Origin of the sequence: Streptomyces sp. 378 (assembly GCF_030124145.1) — a bacterium.
In the GTDB taxonomy this organism is placed as follows: Bacteria; Actinomycetota; Actinomycetes; order Streptomycetales; family Streptomycetaceae; genus Streptomyces.
Genome location: NZ_JASKMS010000010.1, coordinates 1 through 26,435, shown reverse-complemented (window position 1 = coordinate 26,435; position 26,435 = coordinate 1). Strand labels below are relative to the sequence as shown.

Annotated in this window: 22 protein-coding genes and 2 pseudogenes; 11 read left to right on the top strand and 13 right to left on the bottom strand. The window is 70.2% G+C overall.

What is annotated here, in order from left to right; translation table 11 throughout:
- Window positions 1–62: 62 nt before the first annotated feature.
- Window positions 63–1,628 carry an apolipoprotein N-acyltransferase gene (gene lnt / locus QNO09_RS15795; RefSeq protein WP_283970816.1) on the top strand — a complete coding sequence of 522 codons (1,566 nt, stop codon included), beginning with the start codon at window positions 63–65 and terminating at the stop codon, window positions 1,626–1,628.
- On the opposite strand, the gene QNO09_RS15790 is transcribed toward lnt, so the two are convergent.
- Together QNO09_RS15790 and QNO09_RS15785 are read right to left on the bottom strand one after the other, a co-directional pair.
- The gene (locus QNO09_RS15790; RefSeq protein WP_283970815.1) at window positions 1,552–2,457 is read right to left on the bottom strand and encodes a Gfo/Idh/MocA family protein; all 906 of its coding nucleotides are present in this window, start codon (window positions 2,455–2,457) and stop codon (window positions 1,552–1,554) included. The two genes, lnt and QNO09_RS15790, sit on opposite strands and share 77 nt — an antisense overlap.
- A gap of 13 nt (window positions 2,458–2,470) precedes the next feature.
- Complete coding sequence (locus QNO09_RS15785) at window positions 2,471–3,655, bottom strand: FAD-dependent monooxygenase (protein ID WP_283970814.1); 1,185 nt, start codon at window positions 3,653–3,655, stop codon at window positions 2,471–2,473.
- Window positions 3,656–3,737: 82 nt separating this feature from the next.
- Here QNO09_RS15785 and QNO09_RS15780 point away from each other — a divergent pair, with 82 nt between their 5' ends.
- The 3 genes from QNO09_RS15780 (at window position 3,738) to QNO09_RS15770 (ending at window position 5,547) form a co-directional block, all read left to right on the top strand.
- On the top strand, window positions 3,738–4,328 hold the full coding sequence (locus QNO09_RS15780) for a TetR/AcrR family transcriptional regulator (protein WP_283970813.1): 591 nt from the start codon (window positions 3,738–3,740) through the stop codon (window positions 4,326–4,328).
- A 43-nt stretch (window positions 4,329–4,371) separates the two neighbouring features.
- Entirely contained in the window at window positions 4,372–4,881 is a 510-nt protein-coding gene (locus tag QNO09_RS15775) for a DinB family protein (protein WP_283970812.1), read from the top strand.
- A 147-nt stretch (window positions 4,882–5,028) separates the two neighbouring features.
- Window positions 5,029–5,547 carry a hypothetical protein gene (locus tag QNO09_RS15770; RefSeq protein ID WP_283970811.1) on the top strand — a complete coding sequence of 173 codons (519 nt, stop codon included), beginning with the start codon at window positions 5,029–5,031 and terminating at the stop codon, window positions 5,545–5,547.
- A 10-nt stretch (window positions 5,548–5,557) separates the two neighbouring features.
- On the opposite strand, the gene QNO09_RS15765 is transcribed toward QNO09_RS15770, so the two are convergent.
- The 11 genes and pseudogenes from QNO09_RS15765 to QNO09_RS15715 all read right to left on the bottom strand — a co-directional run.
- Window positions 5,558–6,058, bottom strand: a complete 501-nt coding sequence (locus QNO09_RS15765) for a hypothetical protein (RefSeq protein ID WP_283970810.1) — start codon at window positions 6,056–6,058, stop codon at window positions 5,558–5,560.
- Window positions 6,059–6,173: 115 nt separating this feature from the next.
- A complete protein-coding gene (locus QNO09_RS15760) occupies window positions 6,174–6,857 on the bottom strand; it encodes a uracil-DNA glycosylase (protein WP_283970809.1) in 684 nt (227 codons plus the stop codon).
- Window positions 6,858–6,949: 92 nt separating this feature from the next.
- Entirely contained in the window at window positions 6,950–8,536 is a 1,587-nt protein-coding gene (locus QNO09_RS15755) for an ABC transporter substrate-binding protein (RefSeq protein WP_283970808.1), read from the bottom strand.
- A gap of 296 nt (window positions 8,537–8,832) precedes the next feature.
- Window positions 8,833–9,591 (bottom strand): SDR family oxidoreductase, encoded by a 759-nt coding sequence (locus QNO09_RS15750; protein WP_283970807.1) that lies wholly within the window; start codon window positions 9,589–9,591, stop codon window positions 8,833–8,835.
- Between the two features lie 12 nt (window positions 9,592–9,603).
- Complete coding sequence (gene fabG / locus QNO09_RS15745) at window positions 9,604–10,365, bottom strand: 3-oxoacyl-ACP reductase FabG (protein WP_283970806.1); 762 nt, start codon at window positions 10,363–10,365, stop codon at window positions 9,604–9,606.
- Between the two features lie 649 nt (window positions 10,366–11,014).
- The gene (locus QNO09_RS15740) at window positions 11,015–11,428 is read right to left on the bottom strand and encodes a DUF3037 domain-containing protein (protein WP_283970805.1); all 414 of its coding nucleotides are present in this window, start codon (window positions 11,426–11,428) and stop codon (window positions 11,015–11,017) included.
- Window positions 11,425–12,180, bottom strand: a complete 756-nt coding sequence (locus tag QNO09_RS15735) for a HipA family kinase (RefSeq protein ID WP_283970804.1) — start codon at window positions 12,178–12,180, stop codon at window positions 11,425–11,427. The genes QNO09_RS15740 and QNO09_RS15735 overlap by 4 nt, the downstream gene beginning before the upstream one ends.
- 77 nt (window positions 12,181–12,257) lie before the next feature.
- Window positions 12,258–12,941, bottom strand: a complete 684-nt coding sequence (locus tag QNO09_RS15730; protein WP_283970803.1) for a site-specific integrase — start codon at window positions 12,939–12,941, stop codon at window positions 12,258–12,260.
- A gap of 58 nt (window positions 12,942–12,999) precedes the next feature.
- Window positions 13,000–13,923 (bottom strand): annotated as a pseudogene (locus QNO09_RS15725) (IS1380 family transposase); the annotation flags it as partial.
- Window positions 13,924–14,466: 543 nt separating this feature from the next.
- On the bottom strand, window positions 14,467–15,093 hold the full coding sequence (locus tag QNO09_RS15720) for a class I SAM-dependent methyltransferase (RefSeq protein WP_283970802.1): 627 nt from the start codon (window positions 15,091–15,093) through the stop codon (window positions 14,467–14,469).
- A 388-nt stretch (window positions 15,094–15,481) separates the two neighbouring features.
- Window positions 15,482–15,817 (bottom strand): annotated as a pseudogene (locus QNO09_RS15715) (transposase family protein); the annotation flags it as partial.
- On the opposite strand from QNO09_RS15715, the gene QNO09_RS15710 reads away from it, so the two are divergent.
- The 7 genes from QNO09_RS15710 to QNO09_RS15680 all read left to right on the top strand — a co-directional run bounded on the left by QNO09_RS15710 (window position 15,754) and on the right by QNO09_RS15680 (window position 26,052).
- Window positions 15,754–16,329: an alpha/beta fold hydrolase gene (locus tag QNO09_RS15710; RefSeq protein WP_502962302.1), complete on the top strand. Its 576-nt coding sequence runs from the start codon at window positions 15,754–15,756 to the stop codon at window positions 16,327–16,329. The pseudogene QNO09_RS15715 and the gene QNO09_RS15710 sit on opposite strands and share 64 nt — an antisense overlap.
- Before the next feature lie 792 nt (window positions 16,330–17,121).
- The gene (locus tag QNO09_RS15705; protein WP_283970800.1) at window positions 17,122–18,264 is read left to right on the top strand and encodes a LacI family DNA-binding transcriptional regulator; all 1,143 of its coding nucleotides are present in this window, start codon (window positions 17,122–17,124) and stop codon (window positions 18,262–18,264) included.
- Window positions 18,265–18,641: 377 nt separating this feature from the next.
- Complete coding sequence (locus QNO09_RS15700; protein WP_283970799.1) at window positions 18,642–20,039, top strand: ABC transporter substrate-binding protein; 1,398 nt, start codon at window positions 18,642–18,644, stop codon at window positions 20,037–20,039.
- Window positions 20,040–20,113: 74 nt separating this feature from the next.
- Entirely contained in the window at window positions 20,114–21,055 is a 942-nt protein-coding gene (locus QNO09_RS15695; protein WP_502962301.1) for a carbohydrate ABC transporter permease, read from the top strand.
- Window positions 21,052–21,987, top strand: a complete 936-nt coding sequence (locus QNO09_RS15690) for a carbohydrate ABC transporter permease (protein WP_283970798.1) — start codon at window positions 21,052–21,054, stop codon at window positions 21,985–21,987. The genes QNO09_RS15695 and QNO09_RS15690 overlap by 4 nt, the downstream gene beginning before the upstream one ends.
- Window positions 21,988–22,034: 47 nt before the next feature.
- Window positions 22,035–24,185: a beta-galactosidase gene (locus QNO09_RS15685; protein ID WP_283970797.1), complete on the top strand. Its 2,151-nt coding sequence runs from the start codon at window positions 22,035–22,037 to the stop codon at window positions 24,183–24,185.
- Between the two features lie 58 nt (window positions 24,186–24,243).
- Window positions 24,244–26,052, top strand: coding sequence for an RICIN domain-containing protein (locus tag QNO09_RS15680; protein ID WP_283970796.1), 1,809 nt, complete (start codon window positions 24,244–24,246; stop codon window positions 26,050–26,052).
- The last annotated feature ends 383 nt before the right edge of the window (window positions 26,053–26,435 follow it).

Below are 26,435 nucleotides of genomic sequence, written 5' to 3'. Positions count from 1 at the left end.
CGTGTCCTGGATCGTCCGCGGGTGGGGGGCACACTGGAGGCACCGGCGGGTAGGAGGCGCCTATGAAGACGCTCGGCCACTGGCTCACCTCCCCCTGGCGCCGCTCGGCGGCCGCGGCGATGGCGGGCGCCCTCCCCGTGCTCGCCTTCCCCGCGCCGTCCCTGTGGTGGTGGGCCTACGCCGCCCTGGTCCCCTGGCTGCTGCTGCTGCGCACCGCGCCGACCGGGAAGCGGGCCGTGTACGAGGGCTGGTGCGGCGGTTTCGGCTTCATGCTCGCCATGCACCACTGGCTGTTGCCGAGCCTGAACGTGTTCACGATCGTCCTCGCCGCCCTCCTCGGCGCGCTGTGGGCCCCCTGGGGGTGGCTGGTGCGCCGTCTTCTGGGAGCGATCCGGTCCCGGAGCCAGGTGGCGGTGGCGCTCCTGGTGCTGCCGTCGGGCTGGCTGGCCGCCGAGCTGGTCCGCTCCTGGCAGGGCCTCGGCGGCCCCTGGGGCATGCTCGGCAGCACTCAGTGGCAGGTCGAGCCCGCGCTGCGGCTCGCCTCGGTCGGCGGGGTGTGGCTGCTCAGCTACCTGCTCGTGGCCGTGAACGTCGCCGTGGCCGTCCTTCTCGCGGTCCGCCGGGCCCGGGTGCCCGCGGTCGCCGGTCTGGTCGTCACGGCCACCGCCACCTCCGCCGCCTGGACGTTCTCACCCCGCCCCGCCGTCGACGGCCAGATCCGGATCGCCGTCGTGCAGCCGGGCGTCGTCGTCGGCGCGGACAGCCGGTTCGCCCGCGAGGAGCAGCTGACCCGCCGGCTCGCCGGTGAGGACCTCGATCTGATCGTCTGGGGCGAGAGCAGTGTCGGCTTCGACCTCCGGGACCGCCCCGGCCCGGCCCGGCGGCTCGCTGCCCTGTCCCGCGCGACCGGCGCCGACATCCTGGTCAACGTGGACGCCAGGCGCTCCGACAAGCCCGGCATCTACAAGAGTTCCGTCCTGGTGGGCCCCGACGGCCTGACCGGCGAGCGCTACGACAAGATGCGGCTCGTGCCCTTCGGCGAGTACATCCCGGCCCGCTCCCTGCTCGGCTGGGCCACCTCCGTCGGCAAGGCCGCGGGTGAGGACCGCCGGCGCGGCTCGCAGCCGGTCGTGATGAACCTGGGCGACGGTCTGCGCGTCGGCCCGCTGGTGTGCTTCGAGACGGCGTTCCCCGACATGACCCGTCACCTGACCCGGGAGGGCGTGGACGTGCTGATCGGCCAGTCGTCGACCTCCACCTTCCAGCACAGCTGGGCTCCCGGGCAGCACGCGTCGCTCGCCGCGCTGCGCGCCGCCGAGACCGGCCGTCCCATGGTGCACGCGACCCTCACGGGTGTCTCCGCCGTCTACGGCCCGGACGGGCAGCGTGTCGGATCGTGGCTCGGCACGGACGCCTCCGCCGCACAGGTCTACGAGCTCCCCCTCTCCCACGGCACCACGCCCTATGTCCGCCACGGCGACTGGACGGTGCACGCGGCGATGCTGGTCCTCGCCCTGTGGGCGGCCGGTGCGGGCGCTCGGACCCTGCGGCTCAGGCGGTCCGCTCCTGAACCGCGCGTACCACCCGTTCGCACAGTTCATGGGTCGCCAGCGCGTCCCGGGCGCTGAGCACCTTGCCCGCCCGGACGGCGTCCAGGAACGCGAGCACCGCCTGCTCGATCCCGCGCTGCCGGGCCACCGGCACCCAGTCCCCCCGCCGCCGCACGGTCGGCTGACCCTTGTGGTCGACGACCTCGGCGAGGTTGACGACCTGCCGTTTGGTGTCCTGCCCGGACACCTCGAGGATCTCCTCGGCGGAGCCGCTGAGCCGGTTCATCACGCCGAGCGCGGTGAAGCCGTCCCCGGCGAGCTGGAGCACCACGTGGTGCAGCAGCCCGTCCTGGACGCGGGCGCGCACGGTCACGTCGTCGATCTCGCCGGGCACCAGGAACCGCAGGGTGTCCACGACGTGGATGAAGTCGTCGAGGATCATCGAGCGGGGTTCCTCCGGCAGCCCGATGCGGTTCTTCTGCATCAGGATCAGCTCGCGCGGATGGTCCGCGCACTGCGTGTAGCCGGGGGCGTGGCGCCGGTTGAAGCCGACCGCGAGGCTCACGTCCCGCTCCTCGGCGAGTGCCACCAGCCGCGCGGAGTCGTCGATTCGGTAGGCGAGCGGCTTGTCGACGTACGTCGGTACGCCCGCCTCCAGCAGCCGCGTCACGATCTCCGGGTGCACGAGTGTGGGCGCGTGCACGAAGGCCGCGTCGAGGCCCGCCGCGAGCAGGGAGTCGAAGGTGGTGTGCCGCCGCTCCGGCGGGAGGTGGAGGCCGTCGGCGACCCGGTCGAGCGTGGCGGGCGTGCGGGTCTGCAGGTGCAGTTCGACCCCGGGCCGGAAGGCGAGGACCGGAAGGTAGGCCTTCTGCGCGATGTCGCCGAGTCCGATGCAGCCGACCTTCACGGGATGATCTCCTCTAACGGTTGCCTGCCGGGGTCTGTTCGGAAGCATACGGCCGCTGTGGTGGCGCCCAGTCGGCGATGCCGTCGAAGCCGCGCAGGAGCAGGGCGGGTCCGGCCTTCGACAGTGCGGTCACGGCCGTGTCGCGCAGGGCGGTCCCGGCCCGGCCGCTCATGAGGCTGAGCCGGGCCGCCGTGACGGCCCGGCGTCCGATGGCGGTCGTCCGCGGCAGCCGGGCGGCGGTGTAGGCGGCGAGGTCGTCGCAGTGGTGGGCGAGCACGATCGCGTCCTCGATCGCCTGGTTGCCGCCCTGGCCGAGGCTGGGGGGCATGGCGTGCGCGGCGTCGCCGAGCAGGGCGACCCGGCCCTGGTGGTAGGCGGGCAGGGGCTCGGCGACGCGGTGGACGTCGTGGCGCAGGACGTCCTCGGGGCGGATGGCGGCGAGCACGGCGGGGATCGGGTCGTGCCAGTCCCCGAAGCGGCGCAGCAGTTCGGACTTCTCGTCGTCGGGCGCCCGGCCGCCGGCGGGGGCCAGGGCGGCGGCGTAGGCGTAGACGCGGCCGTCCTTGAGCGGGTGGGTGCCCCAGATACGGCCTCGGCCCCAGGTCTCGTGCGAGGCGAACCGCGCGCCGGGGAGGGGGATCACGACCCGCCAGGTGGTGAAGCCGGAGTAGACGGTCCCCGGGTGGCGGGGGAAGAGCGCACCGCGCACCGCGGAGCGGACTCCGTCCGCACCGACCACCAGGTCGGCTTCGATCTCACCGTCGGCGGTCGTGACGCGGGCCGCCCGGCCCGGGCCGCCACTGTCGGCGAGGGCCGCCGCGGCGTCCGTGCGGACGGCGTCCGCCGGGAGAAGGCCGGCGAGACGCTCGATCAGGGTGGCGCGGTGCAGCAGGACGAGCGGGCCGCCGAAGCGCTCGGCTGCGGCCTCGGCGGAGGAGCGGAACAACCACCGCCCGCCCGGGGAGCGCAGGCCGCCGTCCCCCGACCAGGCGGCGAGGGTGCGGATCTCGTCGCCGAGGCCGATGACGTCCAGTGCGCGCAGAGCGTTGGGCGCGAGGGAGATCGCAGCGCCGACCGGAGCCAGCGAGCGGGCCCGCTCCAGCACGGTGACCCGCAGGCCGCGCCGGTGCAGGGCGACCGCCGCGGTCAGGCCTCCGATCCCGCCGCCGATCACGACGGCCCGACTCGGCTGTGCCATGGCTCCTCCTGCTGTTCGACTACACCTGTAGTGACATCATCGACGTTACTACAGATGTAGTAGAGCGGGTAGCGTGAGGCCCATGTCCGTACGCACCGCCGGCCCCGCCCGCTCCGATCTCGTCGCCGACACCTCCCTCGCCCTGCTCGCCGAGCGCGGAATGCGCGGCCTCACGCACCGGGCCGTCGACGAGGCGGCCGGGCTCCCGCAGGGGTCCACCTCCAACCTCGCGCGGACCCGGCAGGCCCTGCTGGAACTGGCGGTGCGGCGCCTGGCCGACCGTGAGGCGCGGGTGCTGGGGCTGCACGAGATGCCGGACCCCCGGGCCGGGGCCGGCCCCCTGGCGGACGCGCTGGCCCTGGCGACCCACCGGGCCCTGACGGGTAACCGCACCCTCACCCTCGCCCGCTACGAACTGGCCCTGGAAGCCACGCGCCGCCCCGAGCTGCGGGCCTACTTCGACGCCGCCGGCGCCCGTTTCCGGGACCAGCTCGCGGCCCTGGTGACCGGTCTGGGCTCGACGGACCCGGCCCGGCACACCCTGTCGCTGATCGCCTGGGCGGACGGGCTGATGTTCAGCTGCGTGGCGGGGTCCTTCGGTGCCGAGGTGCCGAGCCTGGAGGACGTGCGGGCCGGGGTGCGGGAACTGCTGGAGGGCATGCTGGGGGGCTGAAAACCTCGTGGCGCGTCAGAGGCTGCCCGGAGAGGATGCGTTCATGACGAACGAACGCAGCATCCCCGCCAGCACGGCCGACGAACGCACCATGCTGGAGGGCTGGCTCGACTTCCACCGCCAGACGCTCGCCTGGAAGTGCGAAGGGCTGAGCGACGAGCAGCTCAGGTCAGCGGCCGTCGAGCCCTCCGACCTGTCCCTGCTGGGGTTGGTGCGGCACATGGCGGACGTCGAACGGAGCTGGTTCCGCCGGGTGCTGACGGGCGAGGACGCGCAGCCGATCTACTGGAGCGCCGAGGACCCGGACAAGTTCCGTCTCACCGAGGCGGACACCTGGCAGGAGACGCAGGCGACCTGGCAGGCCGAGATCGACACGGCCCGCCGCAACGCGGCCCGCTTCGGTCTCGACGACATCAGCGAGGGCAAGCACCGGCGCACCGGCGAGCGGTACAACCTGCGGTGGCTCTACACCCACATGATCGAGGAGTACGCGCGGCACAACGGCCACGCGGACCTGATCCGCGAGCGCATCGACGGCGCGACCGGCGACTGACCTCGCCCGAGCCACCGGTCACGCGTGTCACCGCACGTCACCCCCGTCCCGTGCGCGACCTCCGTACGGGGCGCGAGATCACCCGTCCGGGGCATCCTCCGCCGGTCCGCGGCCCCATCTCGGGCCGGACGCACCAGAGTTGCGCGGGTGCATCGAACGACGACCACAGCGACGCTCCTGGTGACCGTGGCGGTCTCGGCCCTCACCGGCTGTACGACGGTCCCGCATCCCCCCGCGCCGGGGCCCTCGGCGGCACCGTCCCGGCCGTCGGCGCCGCGGCCGGAGGGGGAGGCGGAGACCCAGATCGTGCAGGCACCGGCCCGTGAGGCCCTGCAACTCATCGAAGAGGCGTCCCGTCGCCCCGAGCCGGCCGTTTCGGCGCCCCGGCCGGCGACGCCGCCGGCGGCCTCGCCGGAGCGCGCCCGGCCGGGGCCCGGTGACCGTGATGTCCGACCGCACCCGATGCGTCCGCAACGCCCCGAGCCCGCCCCGCGCGCCCCCCGGCGGTCGCACGCCGCAGTCCCGGACGTGCCGGAGGCGGTACGGCAGGACGTCGAGAAGAGCGTTCCGAACAGCTCGGACGTGTGCGCGCTGGGCAGACGCTACGGGGGCTGGCGGACGGACAGCCCGGAGGCGAGGATCTGCCGCGACACGTACGGGCGCTGACCTGCCGCCGTCAGGGCCGCTGCCGCGGCGGTGTCCACGCCCCCGGGCCGCCCTCCCCCAGCCGGGACTCCAGCCGTCCGATGGCCGCCCACACACCGTCGCCGTAGCTGTCGTCGGCGAGGGCGGTGGCGGCGTCCCGGGCCCAGCGCAGATGCGTGCGGGCGGCATCGTCGCGCCCGAGTCTGAGGTAGTCGTCCGCCAGGTTCACGTGCAGGGAAGGGTAGAGCGCCGTCACCGCCGTCACCGCGAAGGCCTCCTCCCTGGCCTCCTCGGCAGCCGTCAACGCGCGCAGGTCCCAGGCCAGTTCGTCCGCCGGGTCGTCCTGGGTGTCGGCCAGGTAGTGGGCGAGGGTGCAGCGGTGCAGCGGGTCGCCGTGCTCGCCGATCTCCGCCCACAGGCCGAGCAACCGGTGCCGGGCCTCCTCCCGGTCCCCCGCGTGGTGCAGCATCACGACCTGCCCGATCCGTGTCAGCACGGCGTCCGGCGCCGCCTGCCCCTGTCGCTCCGCCACGACGCCCTCCGCGCACTCGCCGGCTGTTCCCGCCGACGCTAACCGCAGCCGGGGGCGATCCGGCTCAGGCGGCTCCGGAGACCCCCGGTGACGTCACGGCCGTCCGGCCGGTCCCTCAGCCCAGGTTCGGAATCGTCCAGTCGATCGGGGTGTGGCCCTGCGCCGCCACCGCCTCGTTGATCTGGGTGAAGGGACGCGAGCCGAAGAACTTCTTCGCCGACAGGGGCGAGGGATGCGCGCCCTTGACCACCGCGTGCCGGGACTCGTCGATCAGCGGGAGCTTCTTCTGCGCGTAGTTGCCCCACAGCACGAAGACCGCCGGGTCGGGCCGCTCGGCCACGGCCCGGATCACGGCGTCGGTGAACTTCTCCCAGCCCCGCCCCTTGTGCGAGTTGGCCTCGCCGCCCCGGACCGTGAGGACCGCGTTGAGCAGCAGCACGCCCTGCTCGGCCCACGGCATCAGATAGCCGTTGTCCGGGATCGGCGTGCCCAGCTCCTGGTGCATCTCCTTGTAGATGTTGCGCAGGGACGGCGGGATCCGCACGCCCGGCCGGACCGAGAAGCACAGGCCGTGGCCCTGCCCTTCGCCGTGGTAGGGGTCCTGACCGAGGATCAGGACCTTGACCCCCTCGTACGGCGTGGCGTCCAGCGCGGCGAAGACCTCCTCGCGCGGCGGATGGACGGGACCCTTCGCCCGCTCCTCCTCGACGAACTCCGTCAGCTCCTTGAACCAGGGCTGCTGCAGCTCGTCACCCAGAACCCCGCGCCAGGACTCGGGCAGCATGGCGATGTCGGTCACGTCAACGTCCTCACGATGTGCGGTCACTTCAGGCCACAGAACCTACAGGCGACCACTGACAACGTGCCCGGGAACGCCCGGCGCCGGCCCGCCTACCAGGCGGTCTTGCGGTGCAGCTCCCACATCATCATGATCGTCGACGGGTCCATGGCCCGCTCGGCACCCGAGACGTCCCGGCTCGCCGCCACGTACTGCCGGCCCTGCCACAGCGGCAGCAGCCGGACGTCGTCCACGAGCATCCGCTGGGCCGCCTCGAACTCCTTCTCCACCTTGGCGCGGTCGCTCTCCCGGCGCGAACGGGGCAGCAGATCACCGGTGATCTCGGGCGCCCGGTAGGGCGTGCCGAGGGCGTTCTGCTCACCGACGAACGGCGCGATGAAGTTCTCGGCGTCCGGGAAGTCGGGGAACCAACCGCGTCCGAACACCGGGTACTCGCCCTTCTGGTACCCCTCGACGTACGTCTTCCAGGGGCGGCTCTTGAGGCTGATGGAGAACAGCCCGGAGTCCTCCAGCTGGCGCTTGAGCTCCTTGAACTCGGCGGCGGTCTCGGAGCCGTAGCGGTCGCTCGTGTACCAGAAGGTGAGTGGGACGCGCTGGGTGATGCCGGCCTCGGTGAGGATCTTCCGGGCCTTGGCCTCGTCCGGGTCGCCGTAGTCGTCGAAGAAGCCCGTGGTGTGGCCCGTGAGGCCCTTGGGGACCATGGAGTACAGCGGGTCGACGGTGTCCTTGTAGACCTTGTGGGCGATCGCCGCCCGGTCGACGACCTGTGCGATGGCCTGGCGCACGGCCTTCTTGTTCGCCCAGGGGTCCTTCGGGTTGAACACCAGGTAGTTGATGTCGGTGCCGGTGCCCTCGACGAGCTGGATCTCCTCGTCCTTGGAGGTCTTGCTCTGGAGCTCGACGACGTCACCGGCGGCCAGACCGCGGTACGTCACGTCGATCTTCTCGTCCCGCAGGGCCTTCACCATGGCGCCGGAGTCCTGGAAGTACCGGACGGTCACGGCGTCGTTCCGGCGCTCCGCGTACCCCTTGTAGGCGTCGTTGCGGACGAGAACGGCTTCCTTGCCGTCGGAGTACGAGTCAAGGGTGTACGGCCCGGACCCGACCACGTCGCCGTCCTCGCGCAGGCCGTCCGCCGGGTAGGCCTCCGGGGACACGATCGACATGGCGGGGGTGGCGAGCACGAACGGGAAGGTGGAGTCCGGCTTGTTGAGGTGGAAGACCACCTCACGGTCGTTCGACGCCTGCACCCGCTCCAGGCTGCCCAGCAGACCGGCGGGGCCGCCGTTGACGTTGATCTTGCGGATCCGGTCGAACGAGTGCTTCACGGCCTGCGCGTCCAGCGCGTCGCCGTTGGAGAACTTCAGGCCCTCGCGCAGCTCGCACCGGTACACCTGGTTCGAGGAGTCGCTGAAGCCGCAGCTCTCGGCGGCGTCCGGCTGGGGCTCGCTCGCACCGGTCGGATAGCTCAGGAGTGTTTGGTAAATGTTGCGGAACAGCTCCCAGGAGCTGTCCCACGAAGCGGCAGGGTCGAGCGTGCTGGGCGCACTGGTGGTGCCCACGACGATCGGTCCTTCGTCCTCCGGGGTGTCGGACGACAGCACGCCGCATCCGGCGAGCAGGGACGATATGGACGCGATGGCCGCCACCCGCCGCAGGCATCGATTCCGGTTGAACACGCGCACGCTCCTCGATCTGCCCTACCAAGGGTCGGCAGACCATACCGCAGTGCCGCGCCCGCTGACCCTCCCCGGGACATGACCTCTTGATCGATAAACCTTTGACGACGTTGTCATCGGGCTTTGCGGTGTCTTTGCATCGGCACGGGCGCCGTCCGTGTGGACGGGCGCCCGTGCCGAGCGGTGTGCGTGATGCTCGTCGGCCGGTTGCGGCGTTGCCGGCCTCGTTCAGGCGCGGTCAGGCCGGTTCGTGCTTTCTAGTCCTGTTCAGGCGTTTTCGTCCCGTTCGGGCATTGTCAGCCGGTTCCGGCGTTGAGGAAGATGCCGCCGTCCACGACGAGCGTCTGACCGGTGACCCAATCGGACTGCTCGGAGGTGAGGAACGCCGCCGCGCCCCCGATGTCGGAGGGCACGCCGAGCCGTCCCAGCGGGTAGGCCGCGGCGGCCTCCTCCTCGCGGCCCTCGTACAGGGCCTGGGCGAACTTGGTCTTCACGACCGCCGGGGCGATCGCGTTGACCCGTACCTTGGGCGCGAACTCGTGCGCGAGCTGCACGGTCAGGTTGATCATCGCGGCCTTGCTGACGCCGTACGCGCCGATGAACGGCGAGGGCGACAGGCCCGCGACGGAGGCGATGTTGACGATCGCGCCGCCGTTGTCCTTCTGCCAGGCGTGCCAGGTCCGCTGGGCGAAGCCGAGCGCCGAGACGACATTGGTCTCGAAGACCTTGCGGGCGACGTTCAGGTCGAGGTCGGCGATCGGCCCGAACACCGGGTTGGTGCCGGCGTTGTTGACCAGGTAGTCGACGCGGCCGAAGGCCTCCATCGCGCGCTCGACGGCGACGGCCTGGTGGGCCTCGTCGTGCGCCTTGCCCGCCACGTGGATCACGCGGTCGGAACCGAGCTGCTCGACGGCCTCCTTGAGGGCGTCCTCGTTGCGTCCGGTGATGCACACGCGGTCACCGCGCGCGACCAGCGCCTCGGCCACGCCGTAGCCGATGCCGCGGCTGGCGCCCGTCACGAGGGCGACCTTGCCGGAGAGTTCCACGGAAGTCATGTTCTTCGTCCTTTAGTCGAGCGGTCCGCCGGCCACGTACAGCACCTGGCCGGAGACGAACCCGGCCGCCTCGCCGGTGAAGAAGGCGATGGCGTTGGCGATGTCCTCCGGCTCGCCGACCCGCGCCACCGGGATCTGGGTGGCGGCGGCGGCCTTGAAGTCCTCGAAGCCCATGCCGACCCGGTCGGCGGTCGCCTTGGTCATCTCGGTGGCGATGAAGCCGGGGGCGACGGAGTTGGCGGTGACGCCGAACTTGCCGAGCTCCTTGGCGAGGGTCTTGGTGAAGCCCTGCAGGCCCGCCTTTGCGGCCGAGTAGTTCACCTGACCGCGGTTGCCGAGCGCGGACGACGAGGACAGGTTGACGATCCGGCCGAAGCCCGCGTCCACCATGTGCTTCTGGCAGGCCTTGGACATCAGGAAGGCGCCGCGCAGGTGCACGTTCATGACGGTGTCCCAGTCGGAGACGCTCATCTTGAACAGGAGGTTGTCGCGCAGCACGCCCGCGTTGTTGACCAGGATCGTCGGTGCGCCGAGCTCCTCGGCGATCCGAGCGACGGCCGCTTCGACCTGGGCCTCGTCCGAGACGTCGCAGCCGACCGCGAGGGCCCTGCCGCCCGCGGCGGTGATCTTCTCGACGGTGTCCTTGCAGGCCGCCTCGTCGAGGTCGAGAACGGCGACCGCGCGGCCTTCGGCGGCCAGTCGTACGGCGGTGGCGGCACCGATGCCGCGCGCGGCACCGGTCACGACGGCAACCCGCTGGTCAGTGGTGGACATGACTGCTACTCCTCAGGTGAGCGACCGCTTAGTACCTTCAGTGAGGGTGACGCTAGAAGCCCTGGCACGCGGTGTCAACGGCCACAGGCGGCATGTGATCCATCACCCGGCCCCACCCTGCCCGGCGGCGTCCTCCGGGACACCCGATCGGCCTACGGTTCGCGCGCCGCCACGCCCCTCGGCCCCTGACGTCGGAGCGCGAGCCACCCGTGACCGGAAGGTAGGCGTTCCATGCGCCGTCGCCCCGGTGCCATCGGCACGCTGTTCGCGATCGCCGCGGTCGTGCCGCCGATCGACCCCAACTCAGGCCCCGACAGGACCTGGGGACTGCCAGACTCGACGAGGATCAGGGCCCTGACGACGGCATCGCGTGGGAGGCGTTGGCCCGCCCCGGTGCCATCTTCCCCACCACCCCGCCGCCCGGTCCTTCCGCCCGTCCCCCGGTCAGTCCCTCCACTCCCGTCACCGCGACTCCGACCGGCGCTGCGACCAGGGGCGTGCGAGGCGGAGTCGGGGGCGTGGTGGCCTCGGGGCCGGGCGACTGGGACGTCGGGATCGGTCCGGCCTTCGCGGCGGGGCCGCGGTCGCCGCCGGTTTCCCCGTGAACGCCGCCGGCGCTGACGGCGATTACGGGCGGGCCGGGTGCCCGTCACCGCACCAGCAGATCCAGCAAACGCTCGGGCTCCGCCGCAGGGTCCGTGGTCAGGCCCGTGTGGACGGGGCCGGGCTGGACGATCGTGGAGCGGGGGGCGACGAGCCAGCGGAAGCGGCGGCCCGGGTCGTCGGAGGCCGCCTGGCCGGCCGCGCTCCCACCCGCGCACAGCCCTTCCACGGCTCGCAGGGCGGCCCGGACCCCGGCCACGTCGGCCCGGGGGTCGAGGGCCAGCAGGCGGGTCTCGTCGAGGTGGGTGCGGGCACCGACGTAGGCCTCGGCGCGGCAGTAGACGAGGACCCCGGCGTTGATGCACTCGCCGCGTTCGACGCGCGGGACGACGCGCAGGACGGCGTACTCGTAGACGTGGCGGTCCCGGGGGCCGCCCCTGATGATGTGCCGGTCGTTCACATGAGCCCCTGGATGCGGTCGTGGATGACGGCGGCCCGGGCGAGCAGCGGTCGCGCGTAGGCCTGCCTCAGGTCGTCCGGAGTGGCGAAACCCGGTTCGTCCGTGAGCCAGGCGTCCGGGATCTGCGCGGTCACCTCGGCGAGCAGTTCCTCGGTGACCAGGGGCGCCAACGCGGCGGCGGCAGAGGCGACGTCGGGCGCGAAGGGCGCGAGCGCGTGGTCGGAGGCGTCGTACGGGCGGGCGGCGGAGGCCTCCACACCGGGCCAGTTGTGGTGCCAGATCATCGTCGCGCCGTGGTCGACGAGCCACAACTCGCCCCGCCACCTCAGGAGGTTGGGGTTGCGCCAGGACCGGTCGACGTTGTTGATCAGCGCGTCGAACCAGACCACCCGTCCGGCCTCCTCCGCGTCCACCGGGAAGGCGAGCGGGTCGAAGCCGAGCGCGCCGGAGAGGAAGTCCATGCCGAGGTTGGTGCCGCCGCTGGAGCGGAGCAGGCTCTGCACCTGCTCGTCGGGTTCACCGAGCCCCAGCTCCGCGTCGAGCTGGACCGTGACCAGGCGCGGCATGCGCAGCCCCAGTCGGCGGGCGAGTTCCCCGCAGACCACTTCGGCGACGAGTGTCTTGCGGCCCTGTCCCGCGCCGGTGAACTTCAGGACGTAGGTCCCGAGGTCGTCGGCCTCGACGAGTCCCGGCAGCGAACCGCCCTCGCGCAGGGGCGTGATGTAGCGGGTCGCGGTGACCTCTTTCAACATTCTCCTGGGCCACCCGTCTCTTCAGCCTTGCAATCCACGACAAGCTTCGGAGAGGCGGCAGCAGCGGGAATCGCCCGTCAACGGCCCTGGGGAGAATCTGGGGAGTTTCGAATGGCATGCGGTTCTCCCTGCTTCCCCAGCAGTCCGTCGATGGCAGTGCGCCCCTTGCTTCCGGCCTCCGGCATGAAGTGAGCATAGTAACCGAGGGTGATCGCGGGCGAGGAGTGCCCGAGCCACCGCGCCAAGGTCACGACGGACTCTCCGGCCTCCAGCATGATCGAGGCATAGGTGTGCCGCAGCACGTGGAAGCCGTCCTTCGGGGCCGCCGCCCACTGCCACGGTTTCGCTCCCTTGGCGCGCGGCGGGATGATGCCGGCCTCGGCCAACGCGGGCTTCCACGTATAGGTGTTCCACGTGTTCACCGCGACAGCGTTGCCGAGTCGTGTGGTGAGCAGCAGGGAGAACTTCCTCCCCTGCCCCTCCGGCTTCCCCCACGGAAGCTCCACCTCCACTGGCGGGAACGCGTCGACATGGCGCTTCAACTCCTCGGCCACCGAGGAGGGCATGTCGACCGTACGGGTCTTGGCTCCCTTCGGCAGGGTGAAGTACAGCCTTCCTCTGATCGCCTGGATTTGGCGGCGGACGTGGAGGACGCCTCGCACGTAGTCGATGTCCTCCGGGCTCAGCCCGAACACCTCGCCCTGGCGGAGTCCGCACCCCAGACCGACTACGACGGCTATCCGGTTTCGCGGGCTGATCACGTCGCGGACTCGCAGCGCCCTCTCCAACGGCCAAGCCCCGCGTCGCTCTTGTGGCGCAGATCAGCCGCATGCCCTTGGGCCAGCCGTCCAGGACGTCGCCGGTGAGTTCGGCGACCCAGGCGCCGTCGCGGATCGCGCCGTCCGTCTCGACGGCCGCCGTCCAGGCCGATGCCGGAACCATCAGCACATGCTGGTGGGTCACCTCGGTGATCACCATGCCGACCGAGTAGGACAGCCACCGTCCCCGCTGGGCGAGCCAGGCGACGAAGTCGTGGGTGCCGCCCGCGGAGTCGGTGCGGATCAGGGTCCGGCGCCCGCGCCTGTACTTCTTCGATAGCTGGGCCAAGGCCAGTTGGGCGGCGGTGATGCGGTCTGTGGCTGTGTTCGATCCCGCGTTGCCTGGTCTGAGCAGGGCCCCGACCGGTTCACCCGTGCCGCCCGGTCCGTGGTCGACGAACCCCATCAGAGGGTGGTGGCCGTAGGTTCGCTTCCACGTGGGTGTGGCGTCCTCCTTGGCCGAGTGCGCGATCACCAGCACCCCGTCGAGGTCCACGGTCACCGTCCCGCCCGCATCAGGCGCTGTCCGGTCGGCCAACCGCCAGACATGTTGGCGGACTTCAGCCCGCGCGGCACGGATGGCCCGCAGGACTTTCTCCCCGGAGGCTGCGAGGGTGTCGATGAAGCGGGAGACCGTCGGGTCGGAGGCCACCGGCCCGCACACGGCCGGCTCGGCCCGCAGCATGCCGACATCCGAGAGACAGTCCCCGCCCAACGCGACCGCCAGGGCAACGTCCAGCAGGATCTTGCCCGGATCGTGCACCGCCCGAGCCTTCCGCCACGGCGTCAGCGCCGCTGATATCGCCTCGTCCAGCCCGGTCTTGCGGACGGTCTCGACCAGCAGCACGCTCCCGGCCTGCGAGACCACCGCCCGGCCGCCGCCCTCGATGCGGACACGCGGGTACGACCCGATACGCTTCTTCACCTGGAGAGTGCTTCTTTCCGTGCAGCCAACAGGACCCTAGACAAGTCCCATCGTTGCAGGTCAGGGGAACTCTCCGCCTATTTGATCAAGCCTCGGACACCCCACCTCGTGAAAGCCCGAGGCTAGCGTCAGTGGTGGGCGCGTGCGTGACTGTGCTTGGGTGTCTTCGCAGAGAAAAGGCCCATTTGGTCACAGAACCACGGGCCGAGGGGCGCAAGGCAGAGGACTTCAAGAAGGGATCTCTCCACTGCTGGTGCCGCGACAGACAGCCCCCTACCTGCATCGAGAAACACCTGACACCCCATCAGAACGAGCGTCAAATGAGCGTCACGGCCGCCCAGCTCGGACTTCTCAAGGCGGGCCACTGCTCCGCCCGCGGGCACGCCGAGAGCGCACTTCTCCGCCGCCTGGGATGGTGTCCCGTCCCGTGGCAGAGGATCAAGGTGTGGGGGCACGCGGGCACGTGCCCGGGGCAGACACCGTCGTGCGCCGAGATGGTCGGCGATCGTCGGCCAGGCGACATCGTCGCGGATGGGCAAGGACTCACGTGGTGGGGCGGGAGTGCACGCTGACGGCATAGCCGCAGCCTTGGTAGTAGGGGTCGCCGCTCCAGGTGGCGTAGCGCTGCCGCAGGGTCAGTCCGGACTGGGCGCACCAGTGGTCGAACTCTGCAAGGGTCACCGATGGTTCGGGCAGCGGCAGGTGTGCCGCGTCCAGTCCCATGCCCGTGACCAGCAGACCGCCGGGGCGCAGTGCGGCGGCCAGCTGCCGGACGACAGCTGGTTCGGTGCCGGGGGCCAGCAGAGGGATGACGTTTCCGGCGGCCAGCGCCAGGTCGAAACCCGGATTCAAGCCGAGGTCATCCAGACGGGCCAGGTCGCCGAGGAGCCACTCCTGCGTGGGCGCGTCGCGGCGGGCAACAGCGAGCATCGAGGGGTCAACATCCACGCCGGTGCAGTAGTGGCCCAGCTCGGCGAGCCGGATCGCGATCCGGCCAGTGCCGCAGCCAGCGTCGAGTATCCGGGCGGCCGGCTTCAGCAGCGCGGCACAGAAGGCGGCCTCGCCGTGGATGTCTTGGCCCGATTCGGCGAGCCGCGCGAAACGCTGAGCGTACTCCTCTCCGGCTTGTCCGCCGGTCAGTTCCGCCCAACGGTCGCTTTGCCCGGTCATGTTCAGTGTGCCTTCCGGTCAGCCTCGCCCAGCAGGAGCGAGGACAGTGCCATCGCCCTATTCCGCTCGTCGGTCCAGACCTCGCGGCCTGCTACGACGGTACACAGGGCGAGGCTCACACAGGAGTCCGACCATGCGCCACCTCTGCACCCGTACCTGACCACCCGGCTGCCGTTGTCAGGCACCCAGTGGCGTGAAAGCGTGACGGTCAGGTAGTGCGGCGCAGGTTCCCCTCCCGCCAGGTGGGTGTTGGCCCTCCCACACCAACACGATCGGACCGCTGGAGTTCCATCTCTCCGCCGCACCGACCGACCGAACGGAGTGCGCCGCGCCGCACCGGGCAGCGGCGCAGTCGCCTTGCTTCTCGACTGAGTCGCCCGCCGGTACAGCGGTGCCGCTCAAGCGTGAGGACGGCTTTGGCGATTGACGTCATGCAGGTCGGGCTGCAGCGGGCGTGACGGAAGATCCACCAAGATTTGAGCCGTGCCACGCCGCGTTCGAGCGGTGCCCGTGCCGCGGATAGTGCGCGGTTGACGGTTTGCTGAGTGGGCGAGAGGCCACGGTCTGGTGGGCGTCGGAGGGGTGTCGTCCCCCATGGGCCGGCGCCCACGTAGGCGCGGTCGGCCAAGATCGGGACGCCCTGGCGTTCGCAGATCCGGTTTGCGCGCGGTCGCGCCCGACACCCGTGGATACTCGTCCGGCGTGCGCCCACCGCATGCCGACGTGTACGGGGTGAGTGAGCTGGTCGGGGACGTGTCGGCGGTGGCCGACGCGCTCGGCTGGGATCGCTTCGACCTCGTCGGGCACGACTGGGGCGGTGCCATCGTCTGGTGGACCGCGGCCCGGCACGCCGAGCGACTGCGCACGCTCACCGCTGTGTCGACGCCGCACCCCAGTGCGTTGGGCGAGGCACATCGCACCGACGACGACCAGCGCCGTCGCTCCCAGTACCAGCAGGACTGGCGGAGCCCCGACACAGAGGCCCGCTTCCTGGCGGACGACGCCGCGCTACTGCGTTCCCTCTACCAAGGCAAGGTTCCCGACCGGCACGTCGATGAATACGTACGGCGTCTGTCCGAACCGGGTGCACTGAGCGCCGCCCTCAACTACTACCGCGCTGACCGGCCCGACGCCGCAGTCGGGAAGATCCAGGTTCCCACGTTGTACGTCTGGGGCACCGAGGATGTCGCGTTCGGGTCCACCGCAGCCCATGCCACAGAGCGACCGCGAACGTAACCAGGGCGGTTCTGGCTGTCGCGCGCCGACCAACTGCCCCCATTCGAAGGTGCAGTCAGCTATCACGCCATCTGCGGTACCCGCTGCGAAGAACGGAACCGAGCACGACGAAGACCTCCGGCCGCCTGGACAACGAGAAGGCCGCTGGTCATGGCGGAGAACGGCGAGCACGATCAACCCCTGGGTGCCCGCGGGGACCTTGCGCCGGCAAGTCCCCAGCCGGTTGCGCTCGCGGCGTATCAGATCGCCGACGAGGTCGAGGGTCCGCTCCTCAGCGGGAGCGTTCGGCCGTGGCCCCGGCGCTGGCCAAGCCCAGGGCAGGGCCCTCGGCTTCCAGGCCGCTCCCGGGACTACCGGATCCGCCGTCCGCATCCGTGCCGGACTTGGGCCATGGCCGGCAGCCACCAGTCGATCCCTACGGGGAGCAGCAGGCACACGGCGCCCCCGCCGACGATGGTCGCCAGGTGGCCGGCAATGCCAGAGGCTCCCGCTCGACATACCGGGACAGGACCGGCGCGTGAAGAGGACACAGGAACACGACGACCCGTTGGCGGCTGTGGAGGACGAACCCTCTGGAACACGACCAACCCTGACCGAGTTGGCCACGGCCGCGCGGGCTCGCGCTCACGGAGTTCACGCGCGCTGCGCCCGCCCCGAGCTTGGTCACGGATGCGTTCCGAACCCTTGACTACAGCCCTATGACTGCGTAGACATGACCGCGTAGACATGACTACGCAGTCAGTCACAGGCGACTCTGGCATCATGTGGTTCGCACATCCGGCGGGAGACACCATGTCGCGAGGAACAGCGCGGAGCAGCAACACCGCGGCTCCGCGCAGCGTGGACGTGGCTCGTCTGGCGGGGGTCTCACAAAAGACGGTGTCGCGGGTCTTCAACGACGAGCAGTATGTCTCCGCCGACGTGCGCCGACGCGTCCTGGAAGCCGCTGAAGAGCTCGGTTATCGGCGCAACAACGCCGCCCGGGCACTGGCCTCCGGACGCACTCGCTCCATCGGTGTGGTGACGCTGGGCACCGCCTTGTACGGGCCTGCCTCACTGCTCATGGGTGTCGAGCGGGTCGTCCGGGACACGGGATACGCGCTGCGCGTGGTCAACACGGTGGAAGGGGACGCCGCGGGCGTGACCGGTGCCGTGAGTTCACTCCTTGATCAGGGCGTGGACGGCATCGTCATCTCCGAACCGATCGACGAAGAAGGTGCCGAAGGAGACGCTTCCTTCCGCATCGACGTTCCGGTTCTCGCCCTGGGTGCGCCACTCCCTGTCACCTCACCCCAGGCGCTGACCGCAGGGGGCGGTGCCGATCTGATGGCGCACACCGCCGTCGAGCACCTCCTGGATCTTGGCCACGTGACAGTCCATCATCTGGCCGGTCCGCAGCGGTGGTACGCCGCCCGGGACCGCCTCGAGGGATGGCAAGCGGCCCTGACCGCCCATGGCCGGGACGTGCCGCCGGTCGTCGAGGGCGACTGGTCGGCCGCGTCCGGTTACCGGGCGGGACGCGAACTGGCCGAGGACGGTGATGTCACAGCGGTGTTCGCCGCCAACGACGACATGGCGATCGGCCTGATCCGCGCACTGACGGAGGCCGGACGGCGCGTACCCGAAGACGTGAGTGTCGTCGGCTTCGACGACACTCCGGTCGCCGCCTATGTGACCCCTCCCCTGACCACGGTGCGACAACCCTTCGACGCCGTGGCACAAGAGGGACTCAAGCGCCTGGTGCATGCCATCGAGAACCCGAGCGCAGATCCCTTGCCCACGAGCGATCCACCGATCGACCTCATCATCCGCGCCTCAACCGCGCCACCGCTGAGCCGGACGACCCCGGCTCGCGGCCGGCGTACAGCCTCTCGCTCCTCGGGAGGAGCAGACCAACCGCCACTCCAGAACGGAGGCGCTTCCACACCCCGCTGACCGACAGCGGTCAACCCCGACAACCGCAGGTCAAGTCGGGCGCGTGGCTTCAGGACGAGCCGCATCTTCCTGCCACGCCCCGCCTGCCGGACGCCTCCGCCGCAAGCTCGCCGCGGGGCCGTTCAAACCAACAGGCGCTGAGTTACGGGTTCCACACCTGCTCGGCCTCTGGTCTGCCCTCTTCTTGTCCGGCCGCGACCACCACCTCCGCACACGGAAGGCTCGCCGGCCCCGGTCCACGAGGACCCGCACCCGGCCCCGTCGGTGTCCGAGCCTCGGTCGGCGCGTACGCGCCGCTCCTCCACCACGCCCTCCGTACGCCCTACGTACGCCCTTGCCAGGCGTGCCGTCATCTTCGCCACCGGCGGGAGTTCACCATGCGCAGATTCACGTCCACATCCATGCCCGGCCACTCCTCGATGAGCCGTCGACTGTTCCTCGCCACGACGGGTGCCGTCTCGCTCGGCGTCACTCTCACCGCCTGCGGTGGCAGCGACTCCGGCGGCTCGTCCACGTCGTCCAAGCCGGTCAGCCAGGCCGACATCGACAAGGCGATGCAGACGCCGACCGAGCTGACGTTCTGGACCTGGGTCCCGAACATCGACAAGGAGGTCGCTCTCTTCGAGGCGAAGTACCCGGCGATCAAGGTCAAGGTCGTCAACGCCGGTCAGGGCGTCCCGGAGTACACCAAGCTGCGTACGGCCCTCAAGGCCGGCAGCGGCGTCCCGGACCTGGTGCAGATCGAATACCAGGCCATCCCGACCTTCACCATCACCGACAGCCTGCTCGACCTGCGGCCGTACGGCGCGTCCACGCTGAAGGACGAGTTCGTCGACTGGACCTGGCAGCAGGTCAGCGGCAGCAAGGGCGAGGTCTGGGCGATCCCCCAGGACACCGGCCCGCTCGGCATGCTGTACCGCAAGGACATCTTCGACAAGCACGACATCCCGGTCCCCGCGACCTGGGACGAGTTCGCCACCGCGGCTCGCAAGCTCCACAAGGCCGACCCCGACGTCTACCTGACCAACCTCGCATCCGGCCAGGTCGCCGCATGGCACGGCCTGCTGTGGCAGGCGGGCGCCAAGCCGTACGCGTTGTCCGGCAAGAGCGACATCACCATCGGTGTCGACGACGCCGTATCCAGGAAGCTCGGCGCGTACTGGGGCGGCCTGGGTCAGGAAGGCGTCATCAGCACCGACCCGGACTTCACCGACGGCTGGTACGCCGGGTTCAACAAGGGCAGGTACGCCACCTGGATCACCGCCGCATGGGGACCGGCCTTCCTCTCCGGCTCCGCCAAGGCCACGTCCGGCAAGTGGCGAGCCGCCCCCCTCCCGCAGTGGGACGCCTCGAAGCCGAGCTCGGGCAACTGGGGCGGCTCGACCACCGCCGTCACCCGTTCCACCAAGAACCCCATCGCGGCGGCCCAGTTCGCACAGTTCCTCAACAGCGACCCGGCCAGCGCGAAGATGTTCGCCACCGAACAGTTCTTCTTCCCGGCCACCAAGGCCCTCCTCACGGACGCCACGTTCACCGGGGACGCGCCCGCCTTCTACGGCGGCCAGAAGGTCAACCAGGTCTTCGCCGACATCAGTTCCACGGTCAACTCCGACTTCCAGTGGCCCCCGTTCCTCGACCAGGCGGCGACCGACTGGACCGAGACGGTCGGCAAGTCCCTCGCCGACAAGACCGACACCGTCCGCGCGCTCGGCACCTGGCAGTCGCGGCTCACCGCCTACGCCAAGAGCCAGGGCTTCACCGTCGAGACGCCATAACGGTCCGTCGGGTCCCGTGCGGTGGCACGGGACCCTCCCCCTGACACAGTCCCATCCCTCAGAAAGGCCCGACGATGACCGCCACAACCGCGGTCTCCCCCAAGGGCAGGAGACGAGACGGGCCCACACGTTTCGGGCGCGGCGGCAAGAGCCGTCAACGGGCGGCGGGACCGCTGTTCGTCGCACCGTTCATGGTGCTGTTCCTGCTTCTCTTCCTCGCCCCTCTCGGCTATGCCGCCTATCTCAGCCTGTTCCAGGAACGCCTCATCGGCGGCACGGCGTTCGTCGGGCTCGACAACTACGCCCAGGCCCTGAGCGATCCGCAGTTCCTGCACGGCATCGGACGTGTCGCGCTGTTCTTCGCGATCCAGGTCCCGGTGATGCTGCTGCTGGCGCTGGTGTTCGCCCTGGCCCTCGACAGCGGGCTGCTCCGGCTCGCCCGGGTCGTCCGGCTGGGCATCTTCGTCCCGTACGCCGTCCCGAGCGTGGTCGCCACGCTCATGTGGGGCTATCTGTACGGGCCGGACTTCGGCCCCTTCGCCCAGCTCGGTCGCGGTCTCGGTCTGCCCGTCCCGGACTTCCTCAGTGACGGCTGGATGCTCGGCAGCCTGGCGAACATCGTGACCTGGGAGTTCGTCGGCTACAACATGATCATCCTGTACGCCGCCCTGCGCACCGTCCCCGAGGAGCTGTACGAGGCAGCGGCGATGGACGGGGCCGGCGCCTGGCGGATCGCCCGGTCGATCAAACTGCCGGCCCTGCGACCGGCGCTGATGCTCACCCTGCTGTTCTCGGTGATCGGCAGCTTCCAGCTGTTCAACGAGCCGAAACTGCTGATGACCATCGCCCCGGACGTGATCAACAGCGCCTACACCGCCAACCTCTACGCCTACACGCTCGCGTTCACCGGCCAGCAGGTCAACTACGCGGCCACAGTGTCCTTCCTCCTCGGCCTCATCATCGTGATCGCCTCCTACGCCGTCCTGCTCACCGCGAGCCGCAGGAGGACCCCGTGACGACCACGATCCCCACCGCCGCGATCGCCGAACCGCCGACAAAGCCGCCTCCCGCCGCCCCGGCCCGGCGCGGATCCGCACCCCGGCGTCGCAGCACCCCCCTGACGATCACCATGCTGGCGGCCCTGGCCTACTTCCTCCTCCCCCTGTTCTGGCTGCTCATCGCCTCGACCAAGAGCACCCACGACCTGTTCAACAGCTTCGGTCTGTGGTTCTCGCACGCCCCGCAACTGCTGACGAACATCAAGCAGACCTTCGCCCAGGACGACGGGGTCTTCGTGCACTGGCTGGTCAACACAGTGCTGTACGCGGGCGTCAGCGCCGTGGGGGCCGCGCTGCTCGCGGCCGCCGGCGGATACGGTTTCGCGAAGTTCCGCTTCCGCGGCGACCGGTTCTCCTTCAACCTGGTGCTCGGCGCCGTCATGGTCCCGGCCACCGCGCTGGCGATCCCGACCTACCTGCTGTTCGCCAAGGCCGGTCTGGTCAACACCCCTTGGGCGGTCATCCTCCCCTCCCTGGTCAACCCCTTCGGCCTCTACCTCATGCGCATCTACGCAGAGGACGCCGTGCCGGACAGCCTCCTGGAGGCCGCCCGGATCGACGGCGCAGGGGAAGCACGGATCTTCGGGACGATCGTGCTGCGGCTCCTCGCGCCGGGCCTGGTCACCGTGCTGCTGTTCACGCTCGTGGCGACCTGGAACAACTACTTCCTGCCGCTGATCATGCTCAATGATCCGAACCTCTACCCCGTCACCGTCGGCCTCTCCTCGTGGGCCGCGCAGGCGCAGAACGGCGGGGCCGGCTCCAGCAGCGAAATGCTCGCGCTGGTCGTGACCGGCTCGCTGATCTCGATCCTGCCTCTTGTCGTGGCCTTCCTCATGCTCCAGCGCTACTGGCAGAGCGGCCTGGCCGCGGGCGGCGTCAAGCAGTAGGGCTCGCAGCCCTCGTCCCACTCCCTGTTCTTCGGAGGTTTCCTCTCATGGCGGCTCTGCCTGCCCGCGTCCTCTTCGGCGCCGCGTATTACCACGAGTACCAGCCCTACGACCGCCCCGCCGAACGCCTGAAAACCGACCTCGACCTGATGGCCGACGCGCATGTCAGCGTCATCCGGGTCGGCGAGTCGGTGTGGTCGACCTGGGAGCCGGAGAACGGGCGATTCGACCTCGACTGGCTCCAGCCGGTGCTGGACGGCGCCCGCGAACGCGGCATCTCGGTCGTCCTCGGCACACCGACGTACGCCGTGCCGCCGTGGCTGGCCCGCCAGTACCCGGAGATCACGGGCGAGCGGCGGACCGGTGAGCGCATCGGCTGGGGCGCCCGGCAGGAGGTCGACTTCACCCACCCCGCCTTCCGGTTCCACGCCGAGCGCGTCATCCGCAAGATCATCGGCCGGTACGCCGACCACCCCGCGGTCATCGGCTTCCAGGTCGACAACGAGCCGGGCCTGGAGCTCTTCCACAACCACGGCGTCTTCCAGCGCTTCACCGACCATCTGCGCGCCAAGTACGGCGACGTCGAGACCCTCAACCGCGAATGGGGCCTGGTCTACTGGTCCCACCGCCTGTCGACCTGGGCCGACCTGTGGACCCCGGACGGCAACGCCCAGCCCCAGTACGACGTCGCCTGGCGAGCGTTCCAGGCCCGGCAGGTCACCGAGTTCATCGGCTGGCAGGCCGAAATCGTGCGAGAGTACGCCGACCCCGAGCAGTTCGTCACGACCTGCATCTCCTACAAGCGTCCCGGGGTCGAGGATGACGAACTGACCGATTGCCTCGACATCGCCTCCGGCAACCCGTACTACGGCATGCAGGACAGCCTGCTGCTGCCCGACCCCACGCCCGACGACCACGAGCAGAAGTGGCAGACCACCGGCGTCTGGTCGCTCTACCAGACCGCCGACTGGATGTTCTCCTCCCGCCAGGAGCCGTTCCTGGTCACCGAGACCAACGCAGGCTCCATCGGTTTCCCCTGGGACAACCGCCCGGCCTACGACGGCCAGTGGCGCCAGGCGGCCTGGGCGCTGGTGGCCCGTGGCGCCCGCATGATCGAGTACTGGCACTGGCACACCCTCCATTTCGGCGCCGAGACCTACTGGGGCGGCATCCTTCCGCACACCGGACAGCCCGGTCGTACCTACGCCGAACTCGCCCGGCTGGGCGGCGAGTTCGAGGCGACGGGGGAGCTTGTCGCCGGCCTCGATCCGGATGCCGACATCACGATGGTCTACTCGACACCCAGCAAGTGGCTCATGCAGAAGTACCCGCCGCTCGCGAAGCCGGACGGCGAGGCGGACCCGGAGTCCTACCACCGAATCTTCGACCCGTTCTATCGCGGTGCCTTCGATGCCGACCGCCAGGTCCGCATCGTCCACTCCCGCCAACTGCACGACCCGGCCGGGGAACGGGACGGCCTGACACCGCGGGAGGCGGTCCGCCGCCACCCTGTCCTCGTCGTCCCCGCGTTGTACATCGCCGCCGACTCGACGCTCGACTGGTTCGCGGCCTACGCGGAAGCGGGCGGCCACCTGGTCCTCGGCCCGCGCACCGGCTACGCCGACCACGAGGCCCGCGCCCGAGCCGAACCGGCCCCCGGACGCCTCACCGAGGCCGCCGGCGTCAGCTACGACGAGTTCAGCAACCTCGTCCAGGACGTTCCCCTCCGCGCCGCGCCCGACAGCCCGCTGAAGCTCCCGCAGGACGCGACGGCGACGCAGTGGGCCGACGGCCTCACCGTCGACGACGCCGATGTGCTCGCCGCCTACGATCACCCGCACTTCGGCCGCTGGCCCGCGATCACCACCCGCCGCCACGGCACCGGTCGCGTCACCACCGTCGGCACCGTTCCCGGCCGCGGTGTCGCCCGGGCGCTGGCCGCCTGGCTGGCACCGGCCGCTTGCAACGCGTGGCAGAACCTGCCGGAAACCGTCACCGCCACGACCGGCACCGCACCCGACGGCCGTCGGGTCCACATCGTCCACAACTGGAGCTGGGAGCCTGCGAACGTCCCCGCCCCCGTGGAGCTCTCCGACGCCCTGGACAGCGCATCCCTTCCCGCGGGCGCGGCACTGGAACTCGGCCCGTGGGACGTACGCGTGTTCGTCTCAGCCGATACGGACGGCACACCTACCTGACGCAGGCAACCGCTCCATACACCCGAGTATCACCATGGTCATCCCCCGAGGAGGGGCTATGCAGAGAAGAAGGCTGAGACGAGCACTGGGAACCGTCGCCGCGGCGTCCGCGTTGCTGGCCATACCCGCGTCCGGTGGTGCGCAGGCGTACAACCCGGCGGGTGGAACCCTGTACCAGCTCGGCAGCGAGCCGTGTCTGAAGGGGCGCGGGAACTGCGCGGTCTACCCCAAGTCGGCGCAGCTGCCGAGCGGACGCCTGGTGGCCGCGTTCGAGAAGTCCACGGTCGTGACGTCGTCGGGAAGCGCCGACGGACAGACCGTCCCGGTCTACAAGAGCGACGACCACGGCACGTCCTGGCAGCCGCTGTCCGAGGTCAAGGCGCCCGCGTACATCTCCAGCGACCCGCAGTACGCGAAGTACACCAGCAACTGGACCAACCCCTACCTCTACGCCCTTCCCCAGGACGTCGGGGATCTGAAGCAGGGCACGCTGCTCCTTTCGACGGTGGTGTCGGGTGACGACTACTACTACAAGGAGCACAAGGCGGCCGACCCGAACTGGACGCCGTCCAACGACGGCGACCGCAAGGACCTGGCGATCGCCCTGTACTCCAGCACCGACCAGGGCGCGACGTGGAAGATCCTCAACATCGTCGCAACGGGCGGCTGGCAGGGCGGCAGCGCCGGCGCGGTCGGCAAGAACATCGCGAACGCCAACACCAACCGGCAGGTGGACCCCCTCTGGGAGCCCTACCTGATGGTCCACAAGGGCCGGCTCGTCTGCTACTACTCCGACGAGAACGACTACACCGGCTTCAACCCGACCACCGGCGTCCCGACCCTCGACGCCGCGAACGACACCGCGACGGATTCGCTGGGACAGATCCTCGTGCACAAGACCTGGGACGGGCGCAGCGCGAACTGGAGCTCTCCCGTCGTCGACATCGCCGGTCTCACCCAGGACATGGGCGGTGGCAAGTCGGAGATCGGGGGCGGCCGGCCGGGCATGACGAACGTCGTTCGCACCACGGACGGCAAGTGGATGATCACCTACGAGTACTGGGGCGGCGGAGCCAACACCCGCTACCAGATCGCCGGCGACCCCACGAAGTTCTTCACCGGATCGGCCACCGGCACGGGAGTCAACTCACTGCCGGTCGACACCGGCTCACGCCCCCTCGCAGCGGGGGGCAGCCCGGTCCTCATCAGGCTCCCCGGCGGGCGCCTGGTCTACAACGCCGCGGGCAGCGGCAACGTCTGGGTCAACGAGACCGGACGCAGCGACGGAACCTGGAAGGAGTACCAGACGACTTCGCAGCCCGGCTACAGCCGCAATCTGCAGTACGTCGAGGGCACCGGCCGTATCGCGATCCTCAACAACCAGGGAACCTCGACACTCAAGTTCGCCGAGATCGATCTCGGGCACACCAACGGTGCCTACTACCAGCTGGTGAACCGCAAGACGGACCAGGTGATCGGCACCGGCAACAAGACCAACGACGCCAACATCGGCAACGGCGACGTCCCCGACGTGCGCTTGGAGGCCCCCGGCTCGGCGGCGAACGCGGACACCCAGTTCTGGCACCTGACGACCGAACCCAACGGCGGCGTAACGCTGCTGAACAAGGCCGGCGGTCGCGCGGCGGCCATCTGGACGGGTAACGCCACGGCCGGCCAGAAGATCGGCCAGTGGGTCGACAACAGCAACACGGGCAGCTGGAACCTCGTCAAGACCAGCAACGGCTTCTACAAGCTGCAGTCCGTCAAGAACACGAGCCTGTACCTGACCGGTGCGTCCGCCGGGACGCAGCTGACGTTGCAGAACGCGCTCACTGACGGCTCGCAGGACTGGGAACTCGTCCAGTAGGTCTCCTGGTCGGGGCCCGGCGACCACGCCGGGCCCCGACGGGCCCTGCCAGTCCCGTATCACCCGTCTTTTCCACTCGACATTTCGAACGTCATCGGATTCGACTACGGGCGGGCCGTGGTGGCCGCGTGTCCGACGCAGCCGAATGGGCAGACGCCGAGCAACCCCTACACGCACGCCGTCCCAGACCGCATGGGATACGCCGCTGTCGGCCAGGCCGGAAGCCGGCGTCGCGGCGGCACCGCCGATTGGACTGGGTGACGCCCGCTTCGCGGCAGGCGTCGGCGAAAGCCCGACTGCAGTACTGGGCGAGTTCAACCAGTCGTTGCAACACCGGGCTGTTGCAGCGAGCGTAGCTGCTCTTCGAAGACCTCGGCCGGTGT